Source organism: Erythrobacter sanguineus, assembly GCF_900143235.1.
In the GTDB taxonomy this organism is placed as follows: Bacteria; Pseudomonadota; Alphaproteobacteria; order Sphingomonadales; family Sphingomonadaceae; genus Erythrobacter; species Erythrobacter sanguineus.
The window spans coordinates 148559-174572 of record NZ_FRDF01000006.1 but is presented as its reverse complement, the minus strand read 5'-3'; the positions used below and the strand labels follow the sequence as shown (position 1 = coordinate 174572).

Sequence of the window (26014 nt, the reverse complement as noted above, 5' to 3'; positions counted from 1 at the left end):
GCCATGCAGAACCGCCTCTGGTTGTGGGTGCCGCTCGCCCTGTTCGCCTTTTTTGCGGGGTTGGCGGGCTATATGCTGACCCAGGAAAAGGACCAGTTCGTCGAAAGCACGATGATCGGCGAACCTTTGCCGGAATTCGCGCTCGATCCCGCTTTCGCGGGCCTACCGGGCGCGGCGACACGCGATCTTGTTGGCGGAAGCCCGCGCTTGCTCAACATCTGGGCGAGCTGGTGCCTGCCCTGCATCGCCGAAGCCCCGCAGCTTGAAGCCCTGAAGGATCAAGGGGTCGAGATCATCGGCATCGCCATCCGCGACCGGCCTGAGGATGTCGCGAATTTCCTGTCCCGCTATGGCAATCCCTATACCCGGATCGGCAGCGACCGGATTTCCGAGGTACAGCTCGCGATCGGATCTTCCGGCGTGCCCGAAACCTTCGTGATCGATGCAGGCGGCGTGATCCGTTACCAGCATATCGGCGATATCCGCGAGGATGACGTGCCGGTCCTGCTGGCCGAGCTGGAGAAGGCCCGATGATGCGCGTTCTTCTTGTCATGCTGCTGGCGATGCTGGCGCCGGTGTGTCTTGGGCCGCTGGCAGCACAGGATACCATGCCGCCCGCGCCCTATGCCTATAACCAGCTTGATGATCCGCAGCTTGAGGCCGAGGCCAGCGCGCTGATGCTCACGCTGCGCTGTCTCAAGTGCCAGTCGCAGAGCATCGCGGATTCCGACGCGCCGATGGCGGGCGACATGCGTCATCAGGTGCGCAGCCGCATTCTGGCGGGCGAAAGCCCCCAGGAGATCCGCGCGTGGCTGGTGGCGCGCTATGGCGATTATGTCAGCTATTCGCCCACCGTCAGTGCGAGCACCTGGCCGCTTTTCGCGATTCCCGTGCTGGTGCTGCTGATGGTCGGCGCCGTCTTGCTGCGGCGGCTGGGCAAGCGGCGCGCGGATGAGGGGACAAGCGAATGATCGGCGGCTGGCTTGCCATTGGTGCGCTGGCGCTGGCGGCCTTTGCGCTGGCGGCGTTCCTGCTGCGTCTGCCGCGGCAAGGGCTGACAATGTTCGGTGCGGTGCTGGTGTTCGGTCTTGCGGGCTATGCGTGGCAGGGTTCGCCCGGTCAGCCCGCCGCGCCCAAGTCGCAGGAGTCGCGCACCTCCAATCAGGGCGAGGCGATGGTGGAGGGCCGCGCCGCGCTGTTCGACCGCACCCAGCCGCCGCCTGATTACCTGCTGACCTCCGATGCCTTTGCCCGGCGCGGGCGGTTCGGCGATGCGGCCGGGCTGCTTCGGCAAGGGCTTGCCGACAACCCCGGCCATCTTGAAGGCTGGCTTGCGCTCGGGCTCGCGCTGGTGGGTCATGCCGATGGTTTCGTCACCCCGGCGGCGGTGCAGGCCTTTAGCCGCGCGCGAATGATCGATCCCGATCACCCGGGAGCGGATTACTTCCTCGGCTTTGCCTATCGGCAAAGCGGCGAGATCCGCGCCGCTCGCGCCGTGTGGGCGGGGCTCATCGCGCGTTCGCCAGCCGATGCGCCTTGGCGCGAGGGGCTGGAGGCGGAAGTGGCGCGGCTCGACGACATTATCGCTCGTGCTCCGATGCGGCAGGGCCAATGACGGCAGCATGGCGCGATGATGGGCCATGTTGCAGGTGCGAAAGCGTAGTGCTAGGCGCGCGGCCTTACCCGCCGGAGTCGCACCGGTGCGCCGGACAGCATCGGGGGCAGTACCGCGAGCACGGGAAATCCGCTTGAGATGAACGAAACAGCAGCGCCTGCCCATCAGCCGCCAGCAGGCGGCAGCAACCATAGCGCATCAAAGACTGCTTTGGCGGTGGGTGCCATCGGGATCGTGTTCGGCGATATTGGCACCAGCCCGCTTTACGCGTTCCGCGAAACCTTTGCCGGGGCACACCCGCTGGCGCTTGATTCAGCGCATGTGCTCGGGGTTGTCAGTCTGATCTTCTGGTCGATGACGCTGGTCGTCTCGATCCAGTATGTCACCATCCTGATGCGCGCTGACAACAAGGGGCAGGGCGGCTCGCTGGCACTGGTCGCGCTGATTTCGCGCAGCCTGTCAAAATCGAAATATGGCTGGATCGCGGTGCTGCTGGGGGTGTTTGCCACCAGTCTGTTTTATGGTGACAGCATGATCACCCCGGCGATTTCGGTGCTGTCCGCGGTCGAAGGGCTGGCGGTGGTCGACCAGACTTTCGAGCGTTTCGTCATTCCCATTGCGCTGGTGCTGCTGGTGTTCCTGTTTGTTATCCAGAAACGCGGTACGGCCAAGGTCGGGGCGCTGTTTGCGCCGGTGATGATCGTCTATTTCAGCGTGATCGCGCTGCTGGGGACCTGGGAGATCATTCAGACGCCGGGGGTCCTGTGGGCGCTCAATCCCTGGCACGCGGTCAATTTCTTTATCCTGGATGGCTGGCTCGCCTTCCTTGCGCTGGGCAGCGTGGTGCTGGCGGTTACCGGATCAGAGGCGCTCTATTCCGACATGGGCCATTTCGGACGCGGACCGATGCGGCTGTCGTGGTTCGGCTTTGTCATGCCGTGCCTGTTGCTCAACTATTTCGGGCAAGGAGCAATGATCATCGGTCTGCCGCCCGAACAGGCGACGCAGGCGATCCTTAATCCGTTCTTCTTCCTTGCTTCTGAAGAATGGCGCCTGCCGCTGGTGCTGCTGGCGACCGTCGCAACCTTCATTGCCAGCCAGGCGGTGATCTCGGGCGCGTTCTCGATCACCCATCAGGCGATCCAGATGGGCTTCATCCCGCGCCTCAACATCCGCCACACTTCGGAAACCGAGGGCGGGCAGATCTATATCCCGGTGGTCAACTGGGCGCTGATGGTGGCGGTGATCGTGCTGGTGCTGACCTTCCAGACCTCGTCCAACCTCGCCAATGCCTATGGCATCGCGGTCACGGGCGCGGTGACGATCGACACGCTGCTGATGGCGGTGTTGCTGGTGGGCGTGTGGAAATGGCGCTGGTGGTATGCTGCGCCGGTAGTGGTTTTGTTCCTGGTGGTCGATGGTGCCTATTTCGCCGCCAACCTAACCAAGGTCGCAGATGGCGGGTGGTTCCCGCTGGTGGTGGGCCTCGTCGCCTTCACCCTGCTCACCACCTGGGCGCGTGGGCGCAAGCTGATGCGTGAGCGGATGAGCGAAAGCGCGCTGCCGCTGGAAATCTTCGCCAAGTCGGCCAAGAATTCCGCCGTGCGCGTGCCCGGCACCGCGATCTTCATGGCATCAAGCACAGCAGGCGTGCCTTCGGCGCTGCTGCACAATATCAAGCACAACAAGGTGCTGCACGAACGCGTGGTGATCCTCACCATCAGCATCACCGACGAATCCTATGTCGATCCCGCGCAGCGCTGCGAGATGCATGATCTGGGCGACGGGTTCTACCGCGCGGTGCTACATTACGGCTTCATGGAGGAAACCGACGTGCCGCTCGGCCTCAAGTCGATGCAGCGCTGCGGCGGCGAGTTCGACATGATGCACACCAGTTTCTTCCTGTCGCGCCAGACCCTGCTGCCGTCCGAGAAACCGGCCATGCCGCTGTGGCGCGAGAAGATCTTCGCGTGGCTGCTGCGCAATTCGGCGAGCGCGATGGATTTCTTCAAACTCCCCACCAACCGCGTGGTGGAGTTGGGGAGTCAGGTGGAGATTTAACTTCCCGTTGGAGGCTCGTTCTTGAGCGGTTCGTCGCGGTCCTCGAAGCTCAGTCCGTTCTTCAGCAGCATCGGGATCTGGCTGAAGGTGAACAGGAAGGTCAGCGGCAGAAACACCCAGAACTTGGCCCACAGCCAGCCTTCGAAATCCAGCTGCGCGCGCAGGGCTTCGTTGAGGCCGGCCAGTGCGAGGAAGAACACGCCCCAGTTGCGCGACAATTTCAGCCAGCCCTGATCCGACAGCCCCTCGAACGCGGCTTCGAGCAGGATTTTCAGCAGCGCGCGCCCCACAAGGAACCCGCCCAGCAGCACCACTCCGAAGGTGGTGTAGATGATCGTCGGCTTGATCTGCACGAAAGTGGGATCCCCGAAAAAGATCGTCAGGCTGCCGAATCCGACGATCAGCGCGGTCGAAAACCACAGCATCGGTGACACCTTGCCAAGCCTCCATTTCGAGATGACGAGCGCCGCCACTGCCGCGATCATGAAGGCGATGGTGCCATAGATGATTGCGCCCAGTTCACCGGCGGGGCTGGGGTCTTCGGGCGCGTTCATCCGGTAGACGCCAAGAAAAACCAGCAGCGGGCCGTAATCGACCGCGACGTTGAGCCAGCTTGAAGCGGCTTTCTTGGTTTCGTTCTCGCTCATCATGCCACCCCGGCAATCACGCGGGCGACCAGATCGGGGTCGAACGGGCGCAGGTCTTCCATTTTCTCGCCCACCCCGATGGCGTGGATCGGCAGGCCATATTGCTCTGCCGCCGCCACCAGCACCCCGCCGCGCGCTGTGCCATCGAGCTTGGTCATGATCAGGCCGGTGACGCCCGCCACCTCCTTGAACACGTCGATCTGCGCCAGCGCATTCTGGCCGTTGGTGGCATCAAGCACCAGCACCACATCATGCGGGGCCTCCGGGTTGAGCCGTCCGAGGACCCGGCGGATCTTGGCCAGCTCCTCCATCAATTCCTTCTTGTTTTGCAAGCGTCCGGCAGTGTCCACGATCAGCGCGTCGATCCCGGTGTCGGTCGCCTGTTTGACTGCATCGAACACGATCGCCGCCGGATCGCCGCCTTCCGGGCCACGCACGAGATCGACCCCTGCGCGTTCAGCCCAGGTGGCGAGCTGGCCGATGGCGGCGGCACGAAAGGTATCGCCCGCCGCCAGCAGCACGCCATAGTCATCCTCCATGAACAGGTGGGCGAGCTTGGCGATGGTGGTGGTCTTGCCCGAGCCATTGACCCCGATCACAAGGATCACCTGCGGGCGCGGGAAGGCGGTGATTTCGAGCGGTTTGGCCACCGGGCGCAGGATTGCGGCGATTTCCTCTGCCACGGCTTCGCGCAGTTCGCGGGTGGTGATTTCGAGCCCGAACCGCTTGTCCGCCAGCCGCGCGCGGATGCGCCCTGCCGCTGCGGGGCCAAGGTCGGACATGATCAGCGCATCCTCGACCTCGTCCAGGGTGGCATTGTCGAGCTTGGCCCCGCCGCCCACCACCGGCAGGCTGGACGCCAGCTTTTCAGACGTCTTGGCAAAGCCACCGAACAGGCGCTGGCTCCAGCTGGTTTCGCTCATCGCAACAGCCCTTCTTCGATCCCGCTGATGGTGATGTCGATAACCGCGCCCGCCGGGGTGGCAGGGGGCAGGGCGACGCGGGCGTAATTGGGGGCATAGCCGGTGCCATCGCGTTCGGCGAGAACGGGCAGGGTTTCGCCCACAAGCCTTGTCAGCCAAGCGGCGCGGCGGGCAGCGGCGCGGGCGCGCAATTCGGCGGCGCGGGCCTTTACTACCGCGCGCGGCACCTGCGGCATGCGCGCTGCAGGCGTGCCGGGGCGGGGCGAGAAGGGGAAGATATGGGCATGGACGATATCCAGTTCGTCGATGATCGCCAGATTGTCCGCATGGTGCGCTTTGCTTTCGGTCGGGAAGCCCGCGATGAGATCGGCGCCGATGGCGATATCCGGGCGCAGCGCCCTGAGGCGGGCGACCAGTTGCACCGCATCGCCGTGCAGGTGGCGGCGTTTCATACGCTTGAGGATCAGGTCCGCGCCGTGCTGCAAGGACAGGTGCAGATGCGGCATTACGCGCTGTTCGTGGGCGATGAGGTCGAGCAGCAGCGGATCGATCTCGACCCCGTCGACCGAGGACAGGCGCAGGCGGGGCAGGGCAGGAAAGGCAGCGAGGATCGCGCCTGTCAGGTCGCCCAGTCGCGGAATCCCGTCCAGATCCTGACCCCAGCTGGTCAGATCGACTCCGGTCAGCACGACTTCCCTTGCCCCCGCAGCCAGATGCGCCTCAACCTCGCGCAGCACCTCCGCAACGCTGAGCGAACGGCTAACCCCGCGACCCTGCGGGATCACACAGAAGGTGCAGGCATGATCGCAGCCGTTCTGCACCGCGACAAAGGCGCGGGTGCGTGCCAGGGCCTCTGCGTGCGTTTTGGGCGGCGCGTTGAGGGGAGCATTCCACGCCCTTGGATCAAGCTTGGCAGCGTTGGCCACTAGCCCGTCAACCTCGTCCATCGCGCCGATTTCGGCCCGGTCGATTTCGGCCGCGCAACCGGTCACCACCAGCCGCGCATCGGGATGATCGCGGCGCGCGCGACGGATTGTCTGGCGTGTCTGGCGCAGCGCCTCACCCGTCACTGCGCAGGAATTGACCACCACGAGGTTCTGCTCGCCCGCCAGCATCGCCCGCATCCGTTCGGATTCGGCGATGTTCATGCGGCAACCCAGACTGATGATGCGGCTTGCGTTCACGCCTCCGCCCCCAGAGCAAAATCGTCCCAGTCGAAGCTGCCGCGAAAACTCTCTGCAGCCGGGCCGTTCATCAGGATCGAGCCGCCTTCGGTCCATGCGATCACCAGGTCACCGCCGGGCAGGCTCACCCGCACCGGGCTGTGAACCAGACCCTGCCTGATGCCTGCGACCGCCGTGGCACAGGCCCCGGTGCCGCAGGCGCGGGTAAGGCCGGCGCCGCGTTCCCATACGCGCAATTTCAGGTGATCCGGCCCGGCAAGGCTGGCGATGTTCACATTGACCCGCTCGGGAAACAGCGGGTCATGCTCGATCACCGGCCCAAGCGTCTCAAGCGCCGCCGCATCGGCATCATCGACGAAGAATATCACGTGTGGATTGCCGACATTGACCGCCATCGGCTGCGCAAGTTCGCCTTGGTCCATCGGCCATCCCACCGGCATCGCGGCAGTATCCATCGCATAGGCGAGGGGAATGGCCTCCCAATCGAACCGCGGAGCGCCCATGTCGACCCGTGCGCCGCCGTCCAGCGGTTCCAGCGCAATCAGTCCGCCGCGGGTCTCGATGGTGACGGCCTCGCCATGCAATAGGGCCACGGCGCGCGCGGCATTGCCGCATGCTTCCACTTCGCTGCCATCCGCGTTGAAGATCCGCATCCGGAAGGCGTGACCTGCCTGCGGCGCGTCGCTTGGTTCAAGCAGCACCAGCTGATCGCATCCGATGCCGGTGCGGCGATCAGCCAGCGCGCGCGCCGCCGCCGCCGTCATCGGCGGCAGTGGATGCTCACGGGCGTCGAGCACGACGAAATCATTGCCGAGCCCGTGCATCTTGATGAAGGGAATCCGCTGCGTCACTGTTGTCGCATCTATGCACGCGCGCCGCGCGCGTCCAGTGCTGCAAACCCGATCAGGGCCGGGCGATGCGGTAGAGCGGCCGCGCGGCGGGCGTTTCGGGCAGGACTTCGGCAGCCGGGCGATCATTGACAGCGGCAAGCTTGCCTGCGGCTCTCAGCCGTTCGCGTACTTCCTCTGCATTTTCGGGCTTGCCGTAGAAATAGCCTTGCGCCTTGAGTCGGCCCATCGATTTGAGCGCAGTGAGGATTTCCTCGTCCTCCACCCCTTCGGCGGTAAGCGGCAGGTTGAGCCCGCGGCCCAGTGAGATGATCGCATCGACGATCCGCGAGCGTCCGTTCGGCTGGCGCAATTCGCTGATGAAGCTGCGGTCGATCTTGATACGGTCGAACGGCAGGCTGCGCAGCTGTTCGAGGCTCGAATAGCCGGTGCCGAAATCATCAAGGCTGATCTGCACACCCTGATTGCGCAGCGAGGTGATCATCGATCGGACCAATCCGACGTTCTCATGCAGGCAGCTTTCGGTAATCTCGATCTCGAGCCGGGGCGGAGGGAGATTGGCGGCAACCAGTTTTTTCAGCAGGCGCTGCGCGAACCACGGATCGCGCAATTGCACCGGCGAGATGTTGATCGACAGCGACAGGCTGTCGTCCCATTCGCGTGCATTGGCAAAGGCCTGATCCATCAGCTGTTCGGAAAGTTCGGTGATCAGACCGATTTCCTCGGCGATGGGGATGAAGATTTCGGGGCTGACAAGGCCGAGTTGGGGCGATTGCCAGCGGGCCAGCATCTCGAAGCCGACCAGTTCGCCGCTTTCAAGATCGACCTGCTGTTCGTAAAACGGCACGAACTCGCCCTGCGTCAAACCGCGGCGCAGGCCGGTTTCGATCTGGTTGCGGAACCGCAGTTCGTTTTCCATGCTCGGTTCGAACCAGAAATAGCAGTTACGGCCCTGTTTCTTGGCATGATAGAGCGCCATGTCCGAACGATGCATAAGCGTGGCGGCATCGATTGCGGTTTCGGTTGATCCTTCGCCATCGTGATCGGTGGCAAGACCGATCGACATGGTCAGCTCAATCGTCAGCTCGGGCAGAGCGAAGGGCTGCGCCACGCTTTCGAACAGGCGGATGACAAGGTCGTCGATACGGTCGGTATGGCCCACCGGATAAGACATGACAAAGGCGAATTCGTCGCCCCCCAGCCGCGCCAGCCGGGCATCGCGCGGCAGCAGCGAACGCACCCGTTCGGCCAGCGTCACCAGCACAGCATCGCCATTGGTATGGCCGTGCATATCGTTGATCTGCTTGAAATTATCGAGATCGATCATGCAATAGGCCACCGCTTCGCCGGCGACTACGGCGCGCTGGCGTACCTGTTCGGTCGCCTCGGCCATGCTGCGGCGGTTGAGGCACATGGTCAGCGGATCGGTTGCGGCCAGCAGGCGGGCCTGATGTTCCGCCCGTTTGCGTTCGGCGATCTCGTGGGTCAGGTCGCGGTAACGCCGCCAGCCGAAAATTACGAGCGCTATGTTCAGCAGCAATGCGTTGATCAGCAGCACATCGGGCGTGCGGCTGTTGCCCAAGAGCGCGTCGAGAGCCTTGGGTAGCACGGATCCCCCGGTGGCTATCAGCATGATGATCGCCGCCACTGCGATGCCCAGCGCGATGATATCGCGTTCGGCTGTTTCCAGCGGATTATCCGGTCCGTGTTCCGTCAACGTATTCAGCCTTGTCCAACTGCGTGTGCTTGGGGACGAAGTTTGGTCTGTCCTGCGTCAGCCTTTTGCAGATAGCGTTAAATATCGGGTTAACCGGGGGCGCGGCGCGAGAGGGCTTGGCGAGTGCCGTCGCAGCGGGCTATCGCCCCAGCCTGGCCAGACCGCCCCAGCAAGGAGAATCGCCCGCCATGACCCGCCAATCACCGCATTACTGGCTGATCAAATCCGAACCCTTCAAATATGGCTGGGACGATCTTGTCGCCGAAGGCGAGGGCACGTGGGACGGGGTGCGCAATTATCAGGCAAGGAATAACCTTGCCGCGATGGCGGTGGGGGACGAGGCGTTCTTTTACCACTCGCGCGAAGGGCTGGAGATCGTTGGCATCTGCACCATCAGCGTGGCCGGGATCACTGATCCGACCGATGAGACTGGCAAATGGGCGGCCGTGAAGGTCAAGCCCAGGGAAAAATTCGCCCACCCCGTCACCCTTGCCGCGATCAAGGCCGAACCACGGCTGGCTGAAATGCAGCTGATCCGCCAGTCGCGCCTTTCGGTATCCGGGGTGACCGCGCAGGAATGGCAGGTGATCTGCGAAATGGCGCAGGACTGACCACGCGCGAACGCCTCATCGTGCCTCGGCCACTGCCTAACCCGCCTTCCGGAACGATCAGCTTTACCACCCATTGATCTCATGAAAAGCCAATAGATTCATTGGCTTGAATAAAGGAGATTAGTCATGGGTGAACTGACAGACAAGATCAAAGGCAGTGTCCAGGAAGCGCTGGGCGAAGCCAAGCAGCTTTCCGATGACCCTGAAACCAAGGCTGAAGGCAAGAAGCAGGAGCTCAAAGGCAAGGCTGACAAGGCCAAGGGCGAAATCAAGGGTGCAATGGGCGACCGGATCTGACGACTGATACCAATACTCGATGAACTTGACTCATCGAGCATCGGTTAAGCCCGTGCGGCGCTTGAGCATTTCCAGCGCGTGATGCGTCAGCATCTTGGCGCGCTGGAATGGCAGGCGCAAAGCCCACCGAGGCCGCTTTCCCGAGGGAGTGCGGCCTCTCGCTTGTCCAGAGCGTTTTCGAGCCGGATGGAATCAACCGACGACTCGGAAAACGCGGTTATTCAGAAACATGGAGCGGTTGATCCGATGCCCCCGGATCGGAAACCGCTTTAGCTCCCCTTGGCACTGGCCCGTTCGCGCAGGCCGCTGATCGTGGCACCGCTGGCCGCGATGCGTTCCAGATCGGTCTTCACATGGATCAGCCGCAGGCCGATGCGGTTCCGGGCCTCGGCCAGCGCGGCGATGAACTGATCGGTTGTCTCGGCCCGCGCGCTCCATCCGCCATAGGCCGTGCCCAGCGCCGCGAAATCGGGATTGGCCAGTGTGGTGGCAGACACCCGGCCGGGATATTCGCGCTCCTGATGCATCCGGATCGTGCCGTATGCACCATTATCCACCACCACCACGATCAGGTTCGCGCCATATTGCATGGCGGTGGCGAGTTCCTGCCCGTTCATCAGGAAGTCCCCGTCGCCCGCCACGGCCACCACCGTGCGTTCGGGGTAACGCAGCGCGGCGGCGACGGCGGCGGGCACGCCGTAACCCATCGCCCCGCAGGTGGGAGCCAGCTGGCCGGGGAACGCATCATAGCGCCAGTAGCGGTGCCACCACCCGGCGAAATTGCCCGCCCCGTTGGCGATGATCGTATCAGCGGGCAGGGTTTCGCGCATCGCCGCAACGCAGGCAGCCAGATCGATCGCCGCATCAGACGGGCCGGGCGTTGCCCATTCCAGCCATTCGCGATGCGCCTCGGCTCCCGCATCGAAGGGGATCAGGTTCTGATCTTCCCACAAGGCGGCGCATTCGGCGAATTCGTCAACGCCGCAGCATAGCGCCAGATCGGTGCGATAGACCCGCCCCAGCTCCTCCGGGTCAGGGTGGATATGCACCAGCAACTGGCCGGGGTGTTCAAGCGTAGGCACGGTGTAGCCATCAGTGGTCGCCTCGCCCAGCCGCGCGCCGACTGCGATGATGAGATCGGCGTTCTTCACCCGCTCGACCAGCTTTGGATTCGGGCCATAGCCCAGGTTCCCGGCATAGACCGGCGATGCGGGCGCAATCGCGTCCTGCCGGCGGAAGGCAGTGGCGACGGGAAGCCCGATGCGTGTCGCAAAGGTCTGGAAATATTCGCGCGCCTTGGCATTCCAGCCAGCCCCGCCGATGATCGCGACGGGGCTGGCTGCATCGGCGATCAAATCGAACAGCGTGCTCAACGCATCAGGGCAGGCGGCCTGCGCCGCGCGGGCGACGAAGGGGCGTGGAGCGAGGCTGGCAGGCACATGTTCGGTCAGCATGTCCTCTGGCAGGGCCAGCACCACCGGGCCGGGCCGTCCGTTGATCGCGGTGGCATAGGCGCGGGCGACATATTCGGGGATGCGCGCCGAATCGTCGATCCGCGCCGCCCATTTGCAGATGGGTGCGAAAAAGGCGGGGAAATCGACCTCCTGAAACCCTTCGCGCCCCTGCATCCCGCGCGCCACATCGCCGACGAACAGGATCATGGGTTGCGAATCCTGATGCGCCACATGCACGCCGATGCTGGCGTTGGTCGCGCCCGGCCCGCGAGTGACGAAGGCGATGCCGGGCCGCCCTGATCCGGCGGCATTCATCGCGCCGTCGGCGCAGGCCATGAAGGCGACTCCGCCCTCCTGTCGGCAGGTGACCACGTCGATATCGGGCCACTCGGGCAGAGCATCGAGCACTGCCAGAAAGCTTTCGCCCGGCACGGTGAAGATCCGTTCGCAGCCCTGTTCAGCAAGGCAATCGACCAGCAGCGCGGCGGCGCTTCTCCGGGTATCCGGGTGCGTTGCATCAGGCACGTGATATTCTCCCGTCTTGTCGTCTGCCGCCTCTACTACCGGGCGCAGGGGCGTGCAAACCGGTATCAGATGAAACGGGTGTCCCACGCTGCGACACCCGTCCCGGTGCGCCTTCCCAAAGGTTAAGAAAGTCTTAAACTCCCCGCTCTGAGAGGGAGAATCGTATCATGCGCCGCACTCTCGTCCTGACGGAAGAAAGCGCCCGCCATCGGTTCCGGGCCAGCCTGCCGCCGCATGTGAAGCGAGATCTGATTCCGATCCCCGCCGAGGCGCTGTGGCGCCTGACGATGACTGATATGCGCGGCGTTGCCAGCGTTTATGTCGCGGCGACGGCGGCGGTGCTCGCCTTCATCATCTGAGCGGCATGAACTAGCCGAATTCCGGCTCGCGCTGATGTTCCAGCGCATGCAGCCTGCGCGCCAGCTGGGCCGAGAACAGACACAGGATCAGGCTCGCCAGCAATTGTTCCTGCAATGGGATGCCAAGAAAGCCGAGTCCCCCGGCAACGCCTGCGCCCACCACCATGAAAACCGAGGAAATGAAATTGTTCGCCGCGACCGAGCGTGAGGCCTCGTGCTTTTCGACGCGGGTGGTGAGGAAGGCGTAAAGCGGCACCACGAACATGCCGCCCGCCACTGCGATCAGCACGAGATTGGCCAGCAGCGCCAGCGCCAGCGGCTGGACCATGAATTCGCCGACCGTGAACAGATCGGCTGCCGGGGTCAGATTCCAAATCCGGCACAGGAGGTAGAAGCTGATCAGAAACCCGCCCAATGCCAGCACCGAGGCGGCCGAATAGCGCGCCGAGATATCGCCCTTCAAAAGCGCGTTGATCGATACTGAACCGATCGCGATGCCGGCCGAAAACGCCACCAGCATGACCGCCGCAACCTGCTTGTCGGCCAGCAGCACGTTCTTGGCGAGCGGGATGAACTGCACCGACAAAATCGCGGCGATCGTCCAGAAGAAACTGATCGCCAGCACCGAATAACGCAGCTCCGGATTGCCCATCGAAAAGGCGATCAATGATCTGGAGGCGCGGATCGGGTTCCAGTCAACCGTTGTCTCGGTGGTCTGGGGCGGGGCGGGCGGCACCCAGCGGCAGATCATGTAGCCTACCAGCGCGATCGCTACGACCGCAATGGTGCTGGCCATGATCGGCAAGGCGCCGCCCAGCATCATGCCGACCAGGATCGCCACGTAAGTCCCCGCCTCGACCAGCCCGGTCCCCGCCAGCACTTCGTCCTTTTCGAGATGCTGCGGCAGGATCGCGTATTTGATCGGGCCGAAAAAGGTTGAATGCACTCCCATCGCGAACAGTGCGACGAACAGGAGTGGGATCGCCAGCGTTTCGATCGAGACCCCGCGCGCGGCCATGACAAGGCCGACCGCGCCAACAGACATGATGATGATCTCGGCCAGCTTGATCCAGCGGATGATCTTGGCTTTGTCGCGCATGTCGGCAAGCTGGCCCGAGGTGGCCGAGAACAGCACGAAGGGCAGCACGAAAACCGCGGTGGCAATGCCGCTGATGAAGGTCTCGGTCTCGGGCGAATCATAGACCTGATAGACCACGAACAGCACCATCGCGTTCTTGTAGAGATTGTCGTTCAGCGCATTGAGAAGCTGGGTCAGGAACAGCGGCAGGAATCGCCGCTGGCGCATGAGATTGGTCGATGTGGTCATGCGGATGGTATGCCGGTGTTTCCCTGTGCTTGTCCGGGACATAGCGCGGGCAGGCATATTCACAAGCCTTGCGCCTGGCCGGCATCATCGGGGATGATGGTGCAGACAGGCTTTTGCAGGCACGAATGGCGCGCTAGAGCGGGAGGGACGATGCTGAATCTGCCCAACCTTCTCACCTTGTCGCGCATCTTTGCGGTACCGCTGCTGGCGTTCTTCCTGTGGTGGCCGGAATGGCGTCTGGGTTATCTGGTCGGCTTCGTGCTCTATTGCGTGATCGCGATCACCGATTTTCTCGACGGTTATCTGGCCCGTGCACAGGGGACGGTGTCGAAGATGGGCATCTTCCTCGATCCGATTGCCGACAAGATCATGGTCGCGGCGGTGATTCTGGTGCTGACCGCGCAGGGATACCTGCGTGGGCCTTATGCGGGCGATGTCCATGTGATCGCGGGCCTTGTGATTCTGGTGCGCGAGATTGCCGTGTCGGGCCTGCGCGAATTTCTGGGCGGGATCCAGGTCTCTGTGCCGGTGTCGAAACTCGCCAAGTGGAAGACAACGTTCCAGCTGGTATCGCTGGGCGCACTGATCCTGGGCGGCGCGGTGCATGGCCCGCCATGTCAGGCGGTGGGGCAGGGCTGCGGCACCATCGCGCAAAGCTGGGTCCATCTGGTGGGACTGGTATCGCTGTGGACAGCCGCGGTGCTGACCTGCGTGACCGGCTGGGATTACCTGCGCGTCGGCCTCAGGCACATGGATTGAGCGCGCTCTGGCGCAATGAGCATACCCGTTTCCGGGGACCCCGGGATTGGTGCGTGATCTGCCAAGAATCTGCGCAATGCGATGATTGACAAGCCGGATCGTTCACGACAGCTTCTGACGCAAAGTCGGGCTGTTCCAGCGCCTTGAAAATCCGGCCAGCCTGCGACAACCATTTTGGAACAGCATCCTGATCTTGAGGGGACAAAGCCGTGACGGCCGCGATCGAAGGTTACCTGTTCTACGAGATCGCAGCATTGCTAGTGCTTGCCGCCGGGGCCGGTTTTGTCGGCCTGATGCTGCGCCAGCCGCTGATTGTCAGCTTCATCGCGGTCGGCATCCTTGCCGGCCCATCCATGCTCGACATTGCGCAGTCTGATGCGCAGATCGACTTGCTGGCCGAACTCGGCATCGCGGTGCTGCTGTTTCTTGTCGGCCTGAAGCTCGATTTCAACCTCGTGCGCACGCTGGGACCGGTCGCGCTGGTCACGGGGCTGGGGCAGGTGCTGTTCACCACCGTGTTCGGGTTCCTGATCGCGCTCGCGCTTGGTCTTGATGCGCGCACCGCCATCTATGTCGCGATTGCGCTGACCTTTTCCTCGACCATCATTATCGTCAAGCTGCTGTCGGACAAACGCGAGATTGATGCGCTGCATGGGCGGATCGCGCTTGGGTTCCTGATCGTGCAGGATATTGTGGTGGTGATCGCGATGATTTCGCTTTCGGCGATCGGGGTTGGCGATGCAGCGGGCGGCGAGAACGCGCTGGGTGATGTTCTGCGCGTGCTGGGCTATGGCCTTGGGATGCTTGCCTTCGTGGTGGCGTTCATCCGCTTCCTTGCCAACCCGCTGGTTGAAAGGCTGTCGCGCGCGCCCGAATTGCTGGTGTCCTTCGCAATCGGTTGGGCCGCTTTGCTGGCGGCAGTGGGCCACTATCTCGGCTTCGGCAAGGAACTAGGGGGGGCTGCTCGACGGGTTCTCGCTCGCCTCGCCCCCCTTCCGCGAGGCTATTGCGGCCCGGCTTGCCTCGCTGCGCGATTTCCTGCTGCTGTTCTTTTTCATCGCGCTCGGCGCGTCGCTTGATCTGTCGCTGCTGGGTGCGAGTGTCGGCCCGGCGATTCTGTTGTCGCTGTTCGTGCTGATCGGCAACCCGCTGATCGTGCTGACGATTATGGGGGCGATGGGCTATCGCAAGCGCACCGGGTTTTTGGCCGGGCTGACAGTCGCCCAGATCAGCGAATTCTCTGTGAATTTCATGGCGACGGGCGTTTCGATCGGCCATGTTGCGGACGAAGCGCTTGGTCTTGTCACGCTGGTCGGGCTGGTGACGATTGCGGCGTCGACCTATATGATCACCTTCTCGCACAAGCTTTACCAAATGTTTGAGCCGGTGCTCGGCCTGTTCGAGCGCAAGGGAACGCAGGCTGAGCCTGATAATGGCCCGGACAGCAGTGTTCCCCATGATGTGATCCTGTTCGGGCTGGGCCAGTATGGGCTCGGCATTGCCGGTGCCCTGCGCGATCAGGGCAAGCAGGTGCTGGGTATTGATTTCAGCCCCGAGGCAGTCCGTCATGCCCGCGCAGTGTTTTGACACGCTGTTCGGCGATGCGACCGGTCCCGAATTTCTTGCGCATCTGCCGCTCGGGAAGGCCCGCTGGCTGGTGCTGGCGGTGCCCGAACACCACACCGGATTGACTCATGACGATCCTCGGCGTTCGTTGCTGCGGGCGGCGCAGGATCTGGGCTATACGGGCAAGGTCGCCGTCGCAGCGCATCAGCCGCACGTGGCAGAGGCGTTCGCCCGGGGTCGGGCCGATCTGGTGCTGATGCCCTATCGTGACGCAGCCTATGCCGCGGCAAGGATGATCGCGTCGGACGAGGCCGCCCCGCTGCATGGAGCGAGCGACCCGCAAGGCCAGAAGGAATTTCCCGCTTGACCGGCCCTGCTCGTGTTTCTGCCCCGATCCCGGCCCGCGTGCCGGTCGTTCTCGGCACGGAAGGCGACAGCAACGCGCTCGATACCGCGGCGGCCTTTGCCGATCACTACGGCGCGCGGATTGATGTTTTGTCGTGCGTCCAGCCGCCCCATGATCTTGCGCTGGTCGCATCGCTTGCCGAACTGCCGCCCGAACGCCTGCTCGCCGAAATGGAAGATCGCCGCCGCGAACAGATCGCGGCTCTGGTGGCGGAAAAATGGCCCGGCCGGGACGTTGCCATTCACCTGCGTTCGGGCAAGCCATTCATTGAAACCATCCGCTTCGTGCTTTCGCAAGGGGTCGATTTCGTGATCAAGGCTGCCGAACCGCTGGGCGGCATCCGGCGGTTCCTGTTCGGCAGCACCGACCAGCACCTGCTGCGCAAATGCCCGTGTCCGGTGTGGCTGGTCTCTGCCGATGCATCGCCGACGCCGCGCACCGTGCTGGCCGCAGTCGATCTTGACGAGGAGGGCGCGGCGGAACCTGCCACGCTGGCATCGCTCAACCGGAGGGTGATTGATACCGCGCTGTGCATTGCCGGGCCGGTGGGGGCAGAGGTGATCGTCCTGCATTCGTGGGACATGATCGGCAGCAATCTGGCCTGGGCGTTTTCCTCAACCCGGAACGCAGAAGTGCTGAGCGAGAGATATGCGCGCGAGGTGCAGACGGCGCGCCGCCGGGTGATGGACAGGCTGCTGGAGGAAGCGGGTGCGCGCAATTCTGCGGGCCAATCCGTCACTCCCATTCCGCGGCTTGTGCGCGGCCCCCCGGAACAGGTGATCCAAGACCAGTGCCGCCAGCTTGGCACCGATGTCCTTGTCATGGGGACGACGGCGCGAACGGGGCTAAGCGGCGTGATCATCGGCAATACTGCCGAAAACATCATCAACAGTCTGGACTGCCCTGTGGTGGCGGTAAAGCCGGAAGGATTTGTCAGCCCGATCTCGATTGATTGAGCGGCAAATTGTCGATTTCAGGAAACAGGCAACAGGAAACAGGCACCAGGCGGGGGCAGGGCGCGGGCGTGGGCCGAACGGCAGGTTCTGGTTGCCAAGTGCGCAAGTGAGCCTGCCTTGCGCCCAACCAGCCTGACTCGGCATTTCCTTTGCCCGGATCACGCTTTGAACCGCCGCTGATTCTTTCACATTGTAATGTGAGCGGCCAGATGGCCGCCAGATGGGTTTGTCCGCCATGCACGGGTTGTGGTAAGGTGCTGAACTAATTGTGCAATAATGCTATTGCAAAAGCGGGCAGCGTGCCTGGTTTGGGAAAAAGCAGGCTGACAGCCGGTCGTGCAATGCTGCGCGCCTTTGCTGTCGGCAGGCGCTGCCTTGAAGTAACGGGCCAGCTCCGCGGATCAACCGGCCTTCAATTCCTCCGCCAGTAGCAGGAAATCGGCCTCGCGCGGGGAGTTCTTGCGCCATGCCAGCACGATCTCGCGCTTGGCCGTGGGGCTGTCCACCGGCCGCGCGACCACCTGCGTGCCATTGAGTATGCCCGCCTTCAACGCCATTTCGGGCAGCATGGTCACACCGAGATCATTATCCACCAGCTGCACAAGCGTGTGCAGGGACGTGCCGATCATCGCTGCGCTGGCGCGCAATTCGCTGCGCGAACAGGCCGCCAGCGCGTGGTCGCGCAGGCAATGACCGTCTTCCAGCAGCATCAGCCGCCCCTGATCGATCATGTCGGGCGAAATGCTGGCCGGGGGATCGCGCGGATCATCCTTGGGAAAGGCGATGAACAGGCGGTCATCAGCGATATGTTCGATTGCGGCATCGCCGGTGTCGAAGGGCAGGGCCAGAAGCACGCAATCGACTCGCCCGTGGTGGAGCGATTCGAGCGCGTCCTGGCTGGTTTCCTCGCGCAGCAGCAGCTTCAATTCGGGCCGTTCGCGGCGTAGGCGGGGCAGCACCCGCGGGAGCAGGAAGGGGGCAATGGTGGGAATCACGCTCATGCGCAATTCGCCCACCAGCGGCTTGCCCGAGGCTTGGACCAGATCGGCCAGTTCCTCTGCCTCGCGCAGCAGGCGGTTGGCCTTTGCGACCACCTGTTCGCCCAGCGCGGTAAAGCGCACCACGCGGCGCGACCGTTCGACCAGCGTCACGCCGAGCAGCGATTCAAGCTCGCGGATGCCCGCCGATAGCGTGGATTGCGACACGAAACTGGCATCTGCGGCGCGGCCAAAATGGCCATGTTCGTGCAACGCGACGAGATATTGCAGCTGCTTGATGGTGGGCAGGTAGGTGGACATGGCCCGCCGCTACTCCGCTGCCAGCGTGTCGGGCGCATCCGGCACAGGCGTTGCCACATCGTCGATATGGGTCATCTTGAGCCTGCCCTTCTCGACTGCGAAGGCGAGCTTGCCCTCGACCAGATCAAGCGCGTCCTTGCCGAACACGTCGAAGCGCCAGCCCTTGAGCACCGGCAGATCGCGCACGCCGGCGGCGAGCGCTTCCATTTCCTCGGCGCGGGTCAGCAGGCGCGCGGCAACATCAATCTCGCGGGCGCGGATCTTGAGCAGCAGCTTGAGCAGGTCGGCGACCAAGGCACCTTCCTTGCCAAGCGGGGCGCCGCGCACCGCCTTGTCGGGCATTTCGTCCTTGGGCAGCGGTTCGGCATCGGCCAGCACCTTCATCAGCCGCTTGCCGATGTCATTATCCTTCCATGCGGCGGAAAGCCCGCGCACCTTGGCCAGATCACCCTGCGATTTGGGCGGATGGCTGGCGATGTCTGCCAGTGTTTCATCGCGCATGATCCGGCCGCGCGGGATGTTCTTGTGCTGCGCCTCGCTCTCGCGCCATGCGGCCAGCGCCTTCATCCGGCCCAGCACCTGCGGGTTGCGGCCCGACTGGCGGATGCGTTTCCACGCGGCGCCCGGATCGGTGAGGTAGTTGGACGGATCGGCAAGCTTTTCCATCTCGGCATCCAGCCAGACGCCGCGCCCGGTCTTGATCAGTTTCTTCAGGATGCGCGGGAAGATGGTGGCCAGATGGGTGACATCGCCGATGGCATATTCGATCTGGCGATCGGTCAGCGGGCGGCGGCTCCAATCGGTAAAGCGCGCGCCCTTGTCGATCGTCAGGCCCATCCACGCCTCGACAAGGTTGGCATAGCCGATCTGTTCCGACTGGCTGATCGCCATCATCGCGATCTGGGTGTCGAAGATCGGATGCGGCGTCTTGCCGGTCATGTTGACGATGATCTCGACATCTTGCCCTCCGGCATGGAACACCTTGAGCACGTCTTCATTGTTGCACATCAGATCGAGCAGCGGGGTGAGGTCGATGCCGTCTGCCATCGGATCGATGGCGGCGGCTTCCTCGGTGTTGGCGATTTGCACTAGGCACAGTTCCGGCCAGTAGGTATTCTCGCGCATGAATTCGGTGTCGACGGCAACGAATTCGGACTTGGCGAGGCGGGCGCAGAGTTCGGAGAGGTCTTCGGTGGTGGTAATCAGTTCATGGATTTTCATGTTTACTTCGCTTGTCGCGGGCGGAGTGCCGCCCTCGGGATGGATCCCAGATGACCTTCGCACAGCTTGACAAAGTGCGAGGCTTCCCCTGTTAGCGCGCCCATGGCGGGGCCAGGCCCTGCAAACGCAAACGCGATGCGCGCCCTAGCGCCATAGCTGCGAACAGGACAAGAGTTTAGATGCACCCATACCGCACACATACTTGCGCACAGCTTTCTTCCGCCAACGTGGGCGCGACCGTCCGGCTGTCGGGCTGGATCCACCGCAAGCGCGATCATGGTGGCGTATTGTTCATCGATCTGCGCGATCATTACGGCCTGACCCAGATCGTCGCCGACAGCGACAGTCCGGCCTTGCCAGTGTTGGAATCGCTGCGGGTCGAAAGCGTCGTAACCATCGAAGGCGAGGTCAAGGCGCGCGTCGCCGAAACGGTCAATGCCAGCCTTGCGACCGGCGCGATCGAGGTCTTCGCCCGGTCTGTGACGGTGCAGAGTGCCGCAGAAGAACTGCCGATGCCGATCGCCGATGAACAGCCTTATCCTGAGGATATCCGCCTCAAGTACCGCTTCCTCGACCTGCGGCGAGAAACGCTGCACAAGAACATCATGACCCGCGTGGCGGTGATATCCGACATGCGGACACGGATGGCGGCAGTTGGCTTCAACGAATTCTCGACCCCCATCCTCACCGCTTCCAGCCCTGAAGGCGCGCGCGATTTCCTCGTGCCGAGCCGCATCCACACCGGCAAGTTCTACGCGCTTCCGCAGGCCCCGCAGCAGTACAAACAATTGCTGATGGTCGCAGGCTTCGATCGGTATTTCCAGATCGCCCCCTGCTTCCGCGATGAAGACCCGCGCGCCGACCGTCTGCCGGGGGAATTCTATCAGCTTGATCTCGAAATGAGCTTCGTCACCCAGGAAGAAGTGTGGGAGGTGATGGAGCCGGTCATCCAGGGTACCTTTGCGGCCTTTGCTGGCGATAAGCAGGTGACGCCCGCCGGCGAATTTCCGCGCATCCCCTATGACGAGGCAATGCTCAAATACGGCAGCGACAAGCCGGACCTGCGCAACCCGCTGATCATCTCGGATGTGTCTTCTCACTTCACGAGCTCGGGCTTCGGCCTGTTCGAGAAGATCGTCGGCGGTGGCGGGGTGGTGCGGGTGATCCCGGCGCCTGGCACCCACGAAAAGAGCCGCAAGTTCTTCGACGAGATGAACGATTGGGCGCGGCGGGAAGGTTATGCAGGGCTTGGCTATGTGACCCGCAAGGGCGGGGAATTCGGTGGGCCGATCGCCAAGAACCACGGACCGGAGCGGATGGCCGAGCTTTACGCTGAACTCGGCCTTGGCGAGAATGACGGCCTGTTCTTCGCTGCCGGCAAAGCGGCAGATGCCGCGAAGCTGGCAGGGGCGGCGCGCATCCGTGTGGGCGAGCAACTCGGCCTTATCGACGAGGATTCCTTCGCGCTCGCATGGATCGTCGATTTCCCGTTCTACGAATACAACGAGGACGAGAAGAAAGTCGATTTCTCCCACAACCCCTTTTCGATGCCGCAAGGCGGGATGGAGGCGCTGGAAGGACAGGATCCGCTGACGATCAAGGCGTTCCAGTACGATCTGGTCTGCAACGGCTATGAAATCGCCAGTGGATCGATCCGGAACCACAAGCCCGAAACCATGGTCAAGGCGTTCGAGATCGTCGGGCTGTCCAAGGCGGATGTCGAGGAACGCTTCGGCGGGATGTACCGCGCGTTCCAGTACGGCGCGCCGCCGCACGGGGGCATGGCTGCCGGGGTCGACCGGATCGTGATGCTATTGTGTGGGGCGAAGAACCTGCGCGAGATCACGCTGTTCCCGATGAACCAGCGTGCCGAGGATCTGCTGATGGGCGCGCCGAGCAGCCCTGAACCGCGCAGCTTGCGCGAGTTGTCCCTACGCGTCGTCGAGCCGCCGAAGAAAGATGGCTCCTGAGCAAGGAGCCTGCTTCACAGGGCTGGGCGCCGTTGTCACTATGGGCAGACCGTCTCAAGCCCACTTGCGCTTGCCTGCGCCCTTCATTAGGGCGGATGAGAGTTTTCCAAACCCCATTTCAAGAGGGAATACCATGAGCGATACTGCCGATCGGGTGGCTAAGATTGTCGTAGAGCATCTCGGCGTCGAGGGTGACAAGGTAACCCAGGATGCCAGCTTCATCGACGATCTCGGTGCAGACAGCCTTGACATCGTCGAGCTGGTGATGGCCTTCGAAGAGGAATTCGGTGTCGAAATCCCCGACGATGCGGCCGAAAAGATCACCACCGTTGGTGATGCCACCAAGTACATCGAAGAACACAAGGGCTAAGGCCCGCAAGGACGCGCCTGTGTCTGCGTCGGCCTGCCATTCCCCGCTGCGGGAAAAGGTGGGGTATTTGTCCGGCAACCTGTTTGCGGACACGCGGATCAGGGCCTAGACAGGCTCAGCCCTTCCGGGTTGGGCCTGTTTCTGTTTCTGAGCCAATCGCTCTTTCTTTCGGAGAACCTGAATGCGCCGTGTGGTTGTAACCGGCCTCGGTCTTGTCACCCCGCTTGGCGGTGATGTGGAGACGACTTGGGCAAACCTCATCGCGGGCGAGAGCGGGGCTGGCCAGATCACCCGCTTTGATGCCTCGAACCAGAAATGCACCATCGCCTGTGAGGTGAAGGGCACGGATCACCCGTGGGGCTTTGATCCCGACAAGCGGGTGGATCACAAGGTCCAGCGACAGGTGGATCCCTTCATCATCTACGGCATCGATGCCGCCGGACAGGCGCTGGAAGATGCCGGCCTGACCGACATGACCCAGGCCGAGAAGGAGCGTACCGGCTGCTCGATTGGATCGGGGATCGGCGGGTTGCCAGGGATCGAGCTGGAAAGCGTCAATCTCCACGAACGCGGGCCTTCGCGGGTTTCGCCGCACTTTGTCCACGGCCGCCTGATCAACCTCATCACGGGTCAGGTGCAGATCAAGTATGGCTTCATGGGGCCGAACCATGCGGTTGTCACTGCCTGCTCCACCGGGGCGCATTCGATTGGTGACGCTGCGCGGATGATCGCGATGGATGATGCCGACGTGATGCTCGCAGGCGGGGCCGAAGGTACGATCAATCCGCTCGGCATTGCCGGATTCGCTCAGGCGCGCGCGCTTAACATGAGCATGAACGACCGCCCGACCGAAGCCAGCCGCCCCTATGACAAGGGCCGCGACGGGTTCGTCATGGGCGAAGGCGCGGGCGTGGTGGTGCTTGAGGAATATGAACGCGCCAAGGCGCGCGGAGCCAAGATCTACGCCGAAGTCACCGGCTACGGCCTGTCGGGCGATGCCTATCACGTCACCGCGCCCCATCCCGAAGGCAAGGGTGCGGAACTGGCGATGCGCATGGCGCTGAAGAAGGCGGGTCTGGGGCCGGGTGATATCGACTACATCAACGCCCACGGCACCTCGACCATGGCCGATACCATCGAGCTCGCAGCGATCAAGCGGGTACTGGGTCAGGGTCTCGGCGGCGCTTCCATGAGCTCCACCAAGAGCGCGATCGGCCACCTGCTGGGCGGCGCAGGCGCGGTTGAAGCGATCTTCTGCATCCTTGCGATGCGCGATCAGATCGTGCCGCCGACACTCAACCTCAACGATCCAGACGACGGCACGGAGGGCATCGACCTCGTGCCGCTGACGGCACGCAAGCGCGAAGTGCGTGCGGTGCTGAACAACAGCTTCGGCTTTGGCGGCACCAATGCCTCGATCATCATGCAGAAGGTCGACTGATAGGATGACCCGCGCGCGGCTTGCAGTGCTGGGCTTGCTCGCGCTGCTTGCCGCGGGAATTGTGGCCGTTTGGAGCCTGATGGGTTCCGCGACGGTGACGAAGGAAACTGCCTTTACCATTCCCGCGGGCGCTTCGGTCAGTGCGGTCGCGGACAAGCTTGAAGCAGAGGGCCTGATCACCTCGGCCTCGGGCTTCGTGCTGCAAGCGCGCATCTTTGGCTCTGATGCGCCGATCCAGGCGGGCGAGTTCCTGCTCGCCCCCGACATGAGCCAGGGTGACATCCTCGCAAGCTTCCAGTCGGGCGATGTCATCCGGCGGTTTGTGACCATCCCCGAAGGCATGCCCTCGATCCTCGTGTGGGAACGGCTGATGGCCGAAGAACTGCTGGATGGCGAGGTGCCTGTGCCGCCCGAAGGCTCGATCCTGCCCGATACCTACGCCTTTGAGCGCGGGCAGAGCCGCGCCAGCCTGGTCGAGGGGATGCAGGCCGCGATGGACAAGGCGCTGGCCGAGGAATGGGCGGCGCGCGCGCCCGGCATTGCGGTCGATACCATGCGCGACGCGCTGGTTCTCGCCTCGATTGTCGAGAAGGAGACTGGCAAGGCTTCCGAACGCAGGATGGTTGCCGGGCTCTATTCCAACCGGGTGAGGGCGGGGATGCTGTTGCAGGCCGACCCGACGATCATCTATCCGATCACCAAAGGCAAGCCGCTGGGCCGTCGCATCCGCCAGTCCGAAATCGCGGCGGTCAATGGCTACAATACCTACACGCGCGTTGGCCTGCCCGAAGGCCCGATCACCAATCCGGGACGTGAAAGCATTGCCGCAGTGCTCAACCCCGAAAAAACCGGCGCGCTGTTCATGGTCGCTGACGGCACAGGTGGGCATTGGTTTGCCGATACACTCGAACAGCACAACGCCAATGTTGCCAAGTGGTATGCGATCCGCCGGGAACGGGGCGAGATGTGACAGGCGCAGCAATAGCGCGGAGGCACAATCGCAATCCGCTATCGCGGCTGTCCTCGGCGGACTTCAGCAAACCAGCCCGGCAATGTGGCGAGCTGTAGGCCCCGCATTGGCTCAGCCCTTCATCATCACTGCCGCTCTGCCGAAAGACCTTGGCGCATGGGCCGAAGGCTTGCGCCGTGCGCATTACCCGGTGGAACGAAACCAGATCCACGCGCACGTCACGCTGTTCCATTCCTTTGCACCGTCCTTGCTGGAGGAACTGCGCGACTTCCTGCCGCGCGTGGTGGCGGAGTTCACTGCACCAGCGGGCGCTGTCGCCGGCGCCATGGATCTTGGCACCGGCACTGCTATCGCGCTGAAAGCACCGCAATTGCTCGCCTTGCGCGGATTGATTGCCGACCATTTCCACGGCAGCCTGACCGTGCAGGACCTGTATGAACCGCGTCCACACGTCACCATCCAGAACAAGGTCACCAAGGCCGAGGCGCGCAGCCTGCAGGCCAGCCTTGGTCCGGTTCTGGCGCCGTGGATCGCCAAGGGCCGCTTTACCTTCCCTGCGCTGGAACTGCACCGCTATTGCGGCGGGCCGTGGAAGAGGCTTGGCATCTATTCATTTCGTGGGCAAAACAGCATCTTGATTTGATGCTGACCGGCGTAAAACATGGCCTCGTTCATTAGGGAGCTGGCAGACGCGGGAGATATCTACGCCCACGCTTCCTATGTCTTGCTGATTTCTTCGATGATGATGACATCGCTTCGTCGCTTGCGGTTCCTGGCACTGGGCAGCGGTATCGCCGCGATGTTGCACTTCACGTTGCAGACAAGGGATATGCCAGCCTGGTCTGGGAAGCACTATTTGTAATGGCCAACGCCGGACAATTGCTGATCTTGCTGTATCGCTCGCGGCTGCACGATCTGCTGCCTGAAGAGCATGATTTGCTTGATCAGGTGCTGCGCGTCCATGATCCCGTTGCGCGCCGCCGTTGATTTATATCGCCAGTGGGGCTGCGGCGATCGCGCATGATGAAAAGCAGGTCGGGGTATAAGGAAAAGGTGATTTTCTGGGCGAGATGAGCCTTGTTTCCGGGGGCAAGGCTTCGGCTTCGGTGGTGGTCGCCAATCGGATGCGGATCGCTCTGATCGACCGCGAGGCTCTGGAGCAGCTGGCACGACAATCGCCGGAGATCGGCAATGCGTTTGATGGCGCTCTCAATCGCGGGTTGGCGGCCAAGGTTCTGCGGATGAATCGGGCAGCGCTAGCCGGGGCGGCGGATGTTTCCGGCTATCGGGAAATTCCTGATTTGGCCAGTTGACCGAATGCACGTGTCGCCCTAAGTGCGCTGCCTGCCCGGGCACGGTTTGCCCCACGGTCCTTTGGGGCGGAGTAGCTCAGCCGGTTAGAGCAGCGGAATCATAATCCGCGTGTCGGGGGTTCGAGTCCCTCCTCCGCTACCAATCTCGAATCCGCATGGGTTCGTTTGCCTCCGCA

General features: G+C 63.0%; 27 protein-coding genes, 1 tRNA gene and 1 pseudogene. 20 read left to right on the top strand and 9 right to left on the bottom strand.

Features of this window, described 5'->3' with window-relative positions; genetic code table 11:
• The first annotated feature begins 3 nt into the window (after positions 1 to 3).
• The 4 genes from BUA05_RS06635 (at position 4) to BUA05_RS06620 (ending at position 3676) form a co-directional block, all read left to right on the top strand.
• Positions 4 to 534, top strand: coding sequence for a DsbE family thiol:disulfide interchange protein (locus BUA05_RS06635; protein WP_072673873.1), 531 nt, complete (start codon positions 4 to 6; stop codon positions 532 to 534).
• Positions 531 to 971: a cytochrome c-type biogenesis protein gene (locus tag BUA05_RS06630; RefSeq protein ID WP_072673872.1), complete on the top strand. Its 441-nt coding sequence runs from the start codon at positions 531 to 533 to the stop codon at positions 969 to 971. The genes BUA05_RS06635 and BUA05_RS06630 overlap by 4 nt, the downstream gene beginning before the upstream one ends.
• A complete protein-coding gene (locus tag BUA05_RS06625; protein ID WP_072673871.1) occupies positions 968 to 1615 on the top strand; it encodes a tetratricopeptide repeat protein in 648 nt (215 codons plus the stop codon). The genes BUA05_RS06630 and BUA05_RS06625 overlap by 4 nt, the downstream gene beginning before the upstream one ends.
• A 138-nt stretch (positions 1616 to 1753) precedes the next feature.
• Positions 1754 to 3676, top strand: coding sequence for a potassium transporter Kup (locus tag BUA05_RS06620; protein WP_072673870.1), 1923 nt, complete (start codon positions 1754 to 1756; stop codon positions 3674 to 3676).
• Here BUA05_RS06620 and BUA05_RS06615 read toward each other — a convergent pair.
• From BUA05_RS06615 to BUA05_RS06595, 5 genes are all read right to left on the bottom strand, one after another.
• Positions 3673 to 4323: an inner membrane-spanning protein YciB gene (locus BUA05_RS06615; RefSeq protein ID WP_072673869.1), complete on the bottom strand. Its 651-nt coding sequence runs from the start codon at positions 4321 to 4323 to the stop codon at positions 3673 to 3675. The genes BUA05_RS06620 and BUA05_RS06615 overlap by 4 nt on opposite strands.
• Positions 4323 to 5246: a signal recognition particle-docking protein FtsY gene (gene ftsY / locus BUA05_RS06610; protein WP_072673868.1), complete on the bottom strand. Its 924-nt coding sequence runs from the start codon at positions 5244 to 5246 to the stop codon at positions 4323 to 4325. Before ftsY ends, BUA05_RS06615 begins: the two co-directional genes overlap by 1 nt.
• Complete coding sequence (locus BUA05_RS06605; protein WP_072673867.1) at positions 5243 to 6430, bottom strand: MiaB/RimO family radical SAM methylthiotransferase; 1188 nt, start codon at positions 6428 to 6430, stop codon at positions 5243 to 5245. The genes ftsY and BUA05_RS06605 overlap by 4 nt, the downstream gene beginning before the upstream one ends.
• A complete protein-coding gene (gene dapF, locus BUA05_RS06600) occupies positions 6427 to 7254 on the bottom strand; it encodes a diaminopimelate epimerase (RefSeq protein ID WP_218587358.1) in 828 nt (275 codons plus the stop codon). The genes BUA05_RS06605 and dapF overlap by 4 nt, the downstream gene beginning before the upstream one ends.
• A 79-nt stretch (positions 7255 to 7333) precedes the next feature.
• Positions 7334 to 8995 (bottom strand): putative bifunctional diguanylate cyclase/phosphodiesterase, encoded by a 1662-nt coding sequence (locus BUA05_RS06595; RefSeq protein ID WP_072673865.1) that lies wholly within the window; start codon positions 8993 to 8995, stop codon positions 7334 to 7336.
• A 188-nt stretch (positions 8996 to 9183) separates the two neighbouring features.
• Here BUA05_RS06595 and BUA05_RS06590 point away from each other — a divergent pair, with 188 nt between their 5' ends.
• Together BUA05_RS06590 and BUA05_RS06585 are read left to right on the top strand one after the other, a co-directional pair.
• Positions 9184 to 9606: an EVE domain-containing protein gene (locus BUA05_RS06590; protein WP_072673864.1), complete on the top strand. Its 423-nt coding sequence runs from the start codon at positions 9184 to 9186 to the stop codon at positions 9604 to 9606.
• A gap of 126 nt (positions 9607 to 9732) precedes the next feature.
• Positions 9733 to 9903 carry a CsbD family protein gene (locus tag BUA05_RS06585; protein WP_072673863.1) on the top strand — a complete coding sequence of 57 codons (171 nt, stop codon included), beginning with the start codon at positions 9733 to 9735 and terminating at the stop codon, positions 9901 to 9903.
• A gap of 269 nt (positions 9904 to 10172) precedes the next feature.
• Here the strand turns inward: BUA05_RS06585 and BUA05_RS06580 are convergent, their stop codons facing one another.
• Positions 10173 to 11882, bottom strand: a complete 1710-nt coding sequence (locus BUA05_RS06580; RefSeq protein ID WP_072673862.1) for a thiamine pyrophosphate-binding protein — start codon at positions 11880 to 11882, stop codon at positions 10173 to 10175.
• A gap of 167 nt (positions 11883 to 12049) precedes the next feature.
• On the opposite strand from BUA05_RS06580, the gene BUA05_RS06575 reads away from it, so the two are divergent.
• Positions 12050 to 12241, top strand: coding sequence for a hypothetical protein (locus BUA05_RS06575; protein WP_072673861.1), 192 nt, complete (start codon positions 12050 to 12052; stop codon positions 12239 to 12241).
• 10 nt (positions 12242 to 12251) lie between these two features.
• On the opposite strand, the gene BUA05_RS06570 is transcribed toward BUA05_RS06575, so the two are convergent.
• A complete protein-coding gene (locus BUA05_RS06570) occupies positions 12252 to 13568 on the bottom strand; it encodes an MFS transporter (protein WP_072673860.1) in 1317 nt (438 codons plus the stop codon).
• Between the two features lie 150 nt (positions 13569 to 13718).
• Here BUA05_RS06570 and pgsA point away from each other — a divergent pair, with 150 nt between their 5' ends.
• The 5 genes from pgsA (at position 13719) to BUA05_RS06550 (ending at position 17255) form a co-directional block, all read left to right on the top strand.
• Positions 13719 to 14327: a CDP-diacylglycerol--glycerol-3-phosphate 3-phosphatidyltransferase gene (pgsA, locus tag BUA05_RS06565; protein WP_072673859.1), complete on the top strand. Its 609-nt coding sequence runs from the start codon at positions 13719 to 13721 to the stop codon at positions 14325 to 14327.
• 209 nt (positions 14328 to 14536) lie between these two features.
• A complete protein-coding gene (locus tag BUA05_RS15020; RefSeq protein ID WP_211277610.1) occupies positions 14537 to 15406 on the top strand; it encodes a cation:proton antiporter domain-containing protein in 870 nt (289 codons plus the stop codon).
• Complete coding sequence (locus BUA05_RS15015) at positions 15288 to 15914, top strand: cation:proton antiporter domain-containing protein (RefSeq protein ID WP_211277615.1); 627 nt, start codon at positions 15288 to 15290, stop codon at positions 15912 to 15914. Before BUA05_RS15020 ends, BUA05_RS15015 begins: the two co-directional genes overlap by 119 nt.
• On the top strand, positions 15895 to 16260 hold the full coding sequence (locus BUA05_RS14845; protein ID WP_072673858.1) for a Rossmann-fold NAD(P)-binding domain-containing protein: 366 nt from the start codon (positions 15895 to 15897) through the stop codon (positions 16258 to 16260). The genes BUA05_RS15015 and BUA05_RS14845 overlap by 20 nt, the downstream gene beginning before the upstream one ends.
• Positions 16257 to 17255 (top strand): universal stress protein, encoded by a 999-nt coding sequence (locus BUA05_RS06550; protein WP_072673857.1) that lies wholly within the window; start codon positions 16257 to 16259, stop codon positions 17253 to 17255. The genes BUA05_RS14845 and BUA05_RS06550 overlap by 4 nt, the downstream gene beginning before the upstream one ends.
• A 401-nt stretch (positions 17256 to 17656) precedes the next feature.
• Here the strand turns inward: BUA05_RS06550 and BUA05_RS06545 are convergent, their stop codons facing one another.
• Both BUA05_RS06545 and rnd read right to left on the bottom strand, forming a co-directional pair.
• Positions 17657 to 18553, bottom strand: a complete 897-nt coding sequence (locus BUA05_RS06545; RefSeq protein ID WP_072673856.1) for a hydrogen peroxide-inducible genes activator — start codon at positions 18551 to 18553, stop codon at positions 17657 to 17659.
• A gap of 9 nt (positions 18554 to 18562) precedes the next feature.
• On the bottom strand, positions 18563 to 19774 hold the full coding sequence (rnd, locus tag BUA05_RS06540) for a ribonuclease D (RefSeq protein WP_072673855.1): 1212 nt from the start codon (positions 19772 to 19774) through the stop codon (positions 18563 to 18565).
• A 179-nt stretch (positions 19775 to 19953) separates the two neighbouring features.
• Here rnd and aspS point away from each other — a divergent pair, with 179 nt between their 5' ends.
• From aspS to BUA05_RS06500, 8 genes and pseudogenes are all read left to right on the top strand, one after another.
• Complete coding sequence (gene aspS, locus BUA05_RS06535; RefSeq protein ID WP_072673854.1) at positions 19954 to 21744, top strand: aspartate--tRNA ligase; 1791 nt, start codon at positions 19954 to 19956, stop codon at positions 21742 to 21744.
• A 133-nt stretch (positions 21745 to 21877) separates the two neighbouring features.
• Positions 21878 to 22114, top strand: coding sequence for an acyl carrier protein (locus BUA05_RS06530; protein ID WP_036796816.1), 237 nt, complete (start codon positions 21878 to 21880; stop codon positions 22112 to 22114).
• Positions 22115 to 22295: 181 nt separating this feature from the next.
• Positions 22296 to 23555, top strand: coding sequence for a beta-ketoacyl-ACP synthase II (gene fabF, locus BUA05_RS06525; protein ID WP_072673853.1), 1260 nt, complete (start codon positions 22296 to 22298; stop codon positions 23553 to 23555).
• Positions 23556 to 23559: 4 nt separating this feature from the next.
• The gene (gene mltG, locus BUA05_RS06520; protein WP_072673852.1) at positions 23560 to 24525 is read left to right on the top strand and encodes an endolytic transglycosylase MltG; all 966 of its coding nucleotides are present in this window, start codon (positions 23560 to 23562) and stop codon (positions 24523 to 24525) included.
• Positions 24526 to 24631: 106 nt separating this feature from the next.
• Positions 24632 to 25168 (top strand): 2'-5' RNA ligase family protein, encoded by a 537-nt coding sequence (locus BUA05_RS06515; RefSeq protein ID WP_084662501.1) that lies wholly within the window; start codon positions 24632 to 24634, stop codon positions 25166 to 25168.
• 218 nt (positions 25169 to 25386) lie between these two features.
• Entirely contained in the window at positions 25387 to 25512 is a 126-nt protein-coding gene (locus tag BUA05_RS15010) for a hypothetical protein (protein WP_281247013.1), read from the top strand.
• Between the two features lie 71 nt (positions 25513 to 25583).
• Positions 25584 to 25838: pseudogene (locus tag BUA05_RS06505) on the top strand (hypothetical protein); the annotation flags it as partial.
• Between the two features lie 65 nt (positions 25839 to 25903).
• Positions 25904 to 25980, top strand: a tRNA-Met gene (locus BUA05_RS06500).
• The last annotated feature ends 34 nt before the right edge of the window (positions 25981 to 26014 follow it).

Bases quoted from the DNA above. Each gene is read 5' to 3' on its own strand.
- fabF (WP_072673853.1), top strand. From the start codon at position 22,296: ATGCGCCGTGTGGTTGTAACCGGCCTCGGTCTTGTCACCCCGCTTGGC.
- BUA05_RS15010 (WP_281247013.1), top strand. From the start codon at position 25,387: ATGGCCAACGCCGGACAATTGCTGATCTTGCTGTATCGCTCGCGGCTG.
- aspS (WP_072673854.1), top strand. From the start codon at position 19,954: ATGCACCCATACCGCACACATACTTGCGCACAGCTTTCTTCCGCCAAC.
- BUA05_RS06530 (WP_036796816.1), top strand. From the start codon at position 21,878: ATGAGCGATACTGCCGATCGGGTGGCTAAGATTGTCGTAGAGCATCTC.
- BUA05_RS06545 (WP_072673856.1), bottom strand. From the start codon at position 18,553: ATGTCCACCTACCTGCCCACCATCAAGCAGCTGCAATATCTCGTCGCG.
- pgsA (WP_072673859.1), top strand. From the start codon at position 13,719: ATGCTGAATCTGCCCAACCTTCTCACCTTGTCGCGCATCTTTGCGGTA.
- BUA05_RS06570 (WP_072673860.1), bottom strand. From the start codon at position 13,568: ATGACCACATCGACCAATCTCATGCGCCAGCGGCGATTCCTGCCGCTG.
- BUA05_RS14845 (WP_072673858.1), top strand. From the start codon at position 15,895: ATGCCCGCGCAGTGTTTTGACACGCTGTTCGGCGATGCGACCGGTCCC.
- BUA05_RS06625 (WP_072673871.1), top strand. From the start codon at position 968: ATGATCGGCGGCTGGCTTGCCATTGGTGCGCTGGCGCTGGCGGCCTTT.
- dapF (WP_218587358.1), bottom strand. From the start codon at position 7,254: ATGCACGGGCTCGGCAATGATTTCGTCGTGCTCGACGCCCGTGAGCAT.
- BUA05_RS06635 (WP_072673873.1), top strand. From the start codon at position 4: ATGCAGAACCGCCTCTGGTTGTGGGTGCCGCTCGCCCTGTTCGCCTTT.
- BUA05_RS06615 (WP_072673869.1), bottom strand. From the start codon at position 4,323: ATGAGCGAGAACGAAACCAAGAAAGCCGCTTCAAGCTGGCTCAACGTC.
- ftsY (WP_072673868.1), bottom strand. From the start codon at position 5,246: ATGAGCGAAACCAGCTGGAGCCAGCGCCTGTTCGGTGGCTTTGCCAAG.
- BUA05_RS06620 (WP_072673870.1), top strand. From the start codon at position 1,754: ATGAACGAAACAGCAGCGCCTGCCCATCAGCCGCCAGCAGGCGGCAGC.
- BUA05_RS06590 (WP_072673864.1), top strand. From the start codon at position 9,184: ATGACCCGCCAATCACCGCATTACTGGCTGATCAAATCCGAACCCTTC.
- mltG (WP_072673852.1), top strand. From the start codon at position 23,560: ATGACCCGCGCGCGGCTTGCAGTGCTGGGCTTGCTCGCGCTGCTTGCC.
- BUA05_RS06585 (WP_072673863.1), top strand. From the start codon at position 9,733: ATGGGTGAACTGACAGACAAGATCAAAGGCAGTGTCCAGGAAGCGCTG.
- rnd (WP_072673855.1), bottom strand. From the start codon at position 19,774: ATGAAAATCCATGAACTGATTACCACCACCGAAGACCTCTCCGAACTC.
- BUA05_RS06630 (WP_072673872.1), top strand. From the start codon at position 531: ATGATGCGCGTTCTTCTTGTCATGCTGCTGGCGATGCTGGCGCCGGTG.
- BUA05_RS06575 (WP_072673861.1), top strand. From the start codon at position 12,050: ATGCGCCGCACTCTCGTCCTGACGGAAGAAAGCGCCCGCCATCGGTTC.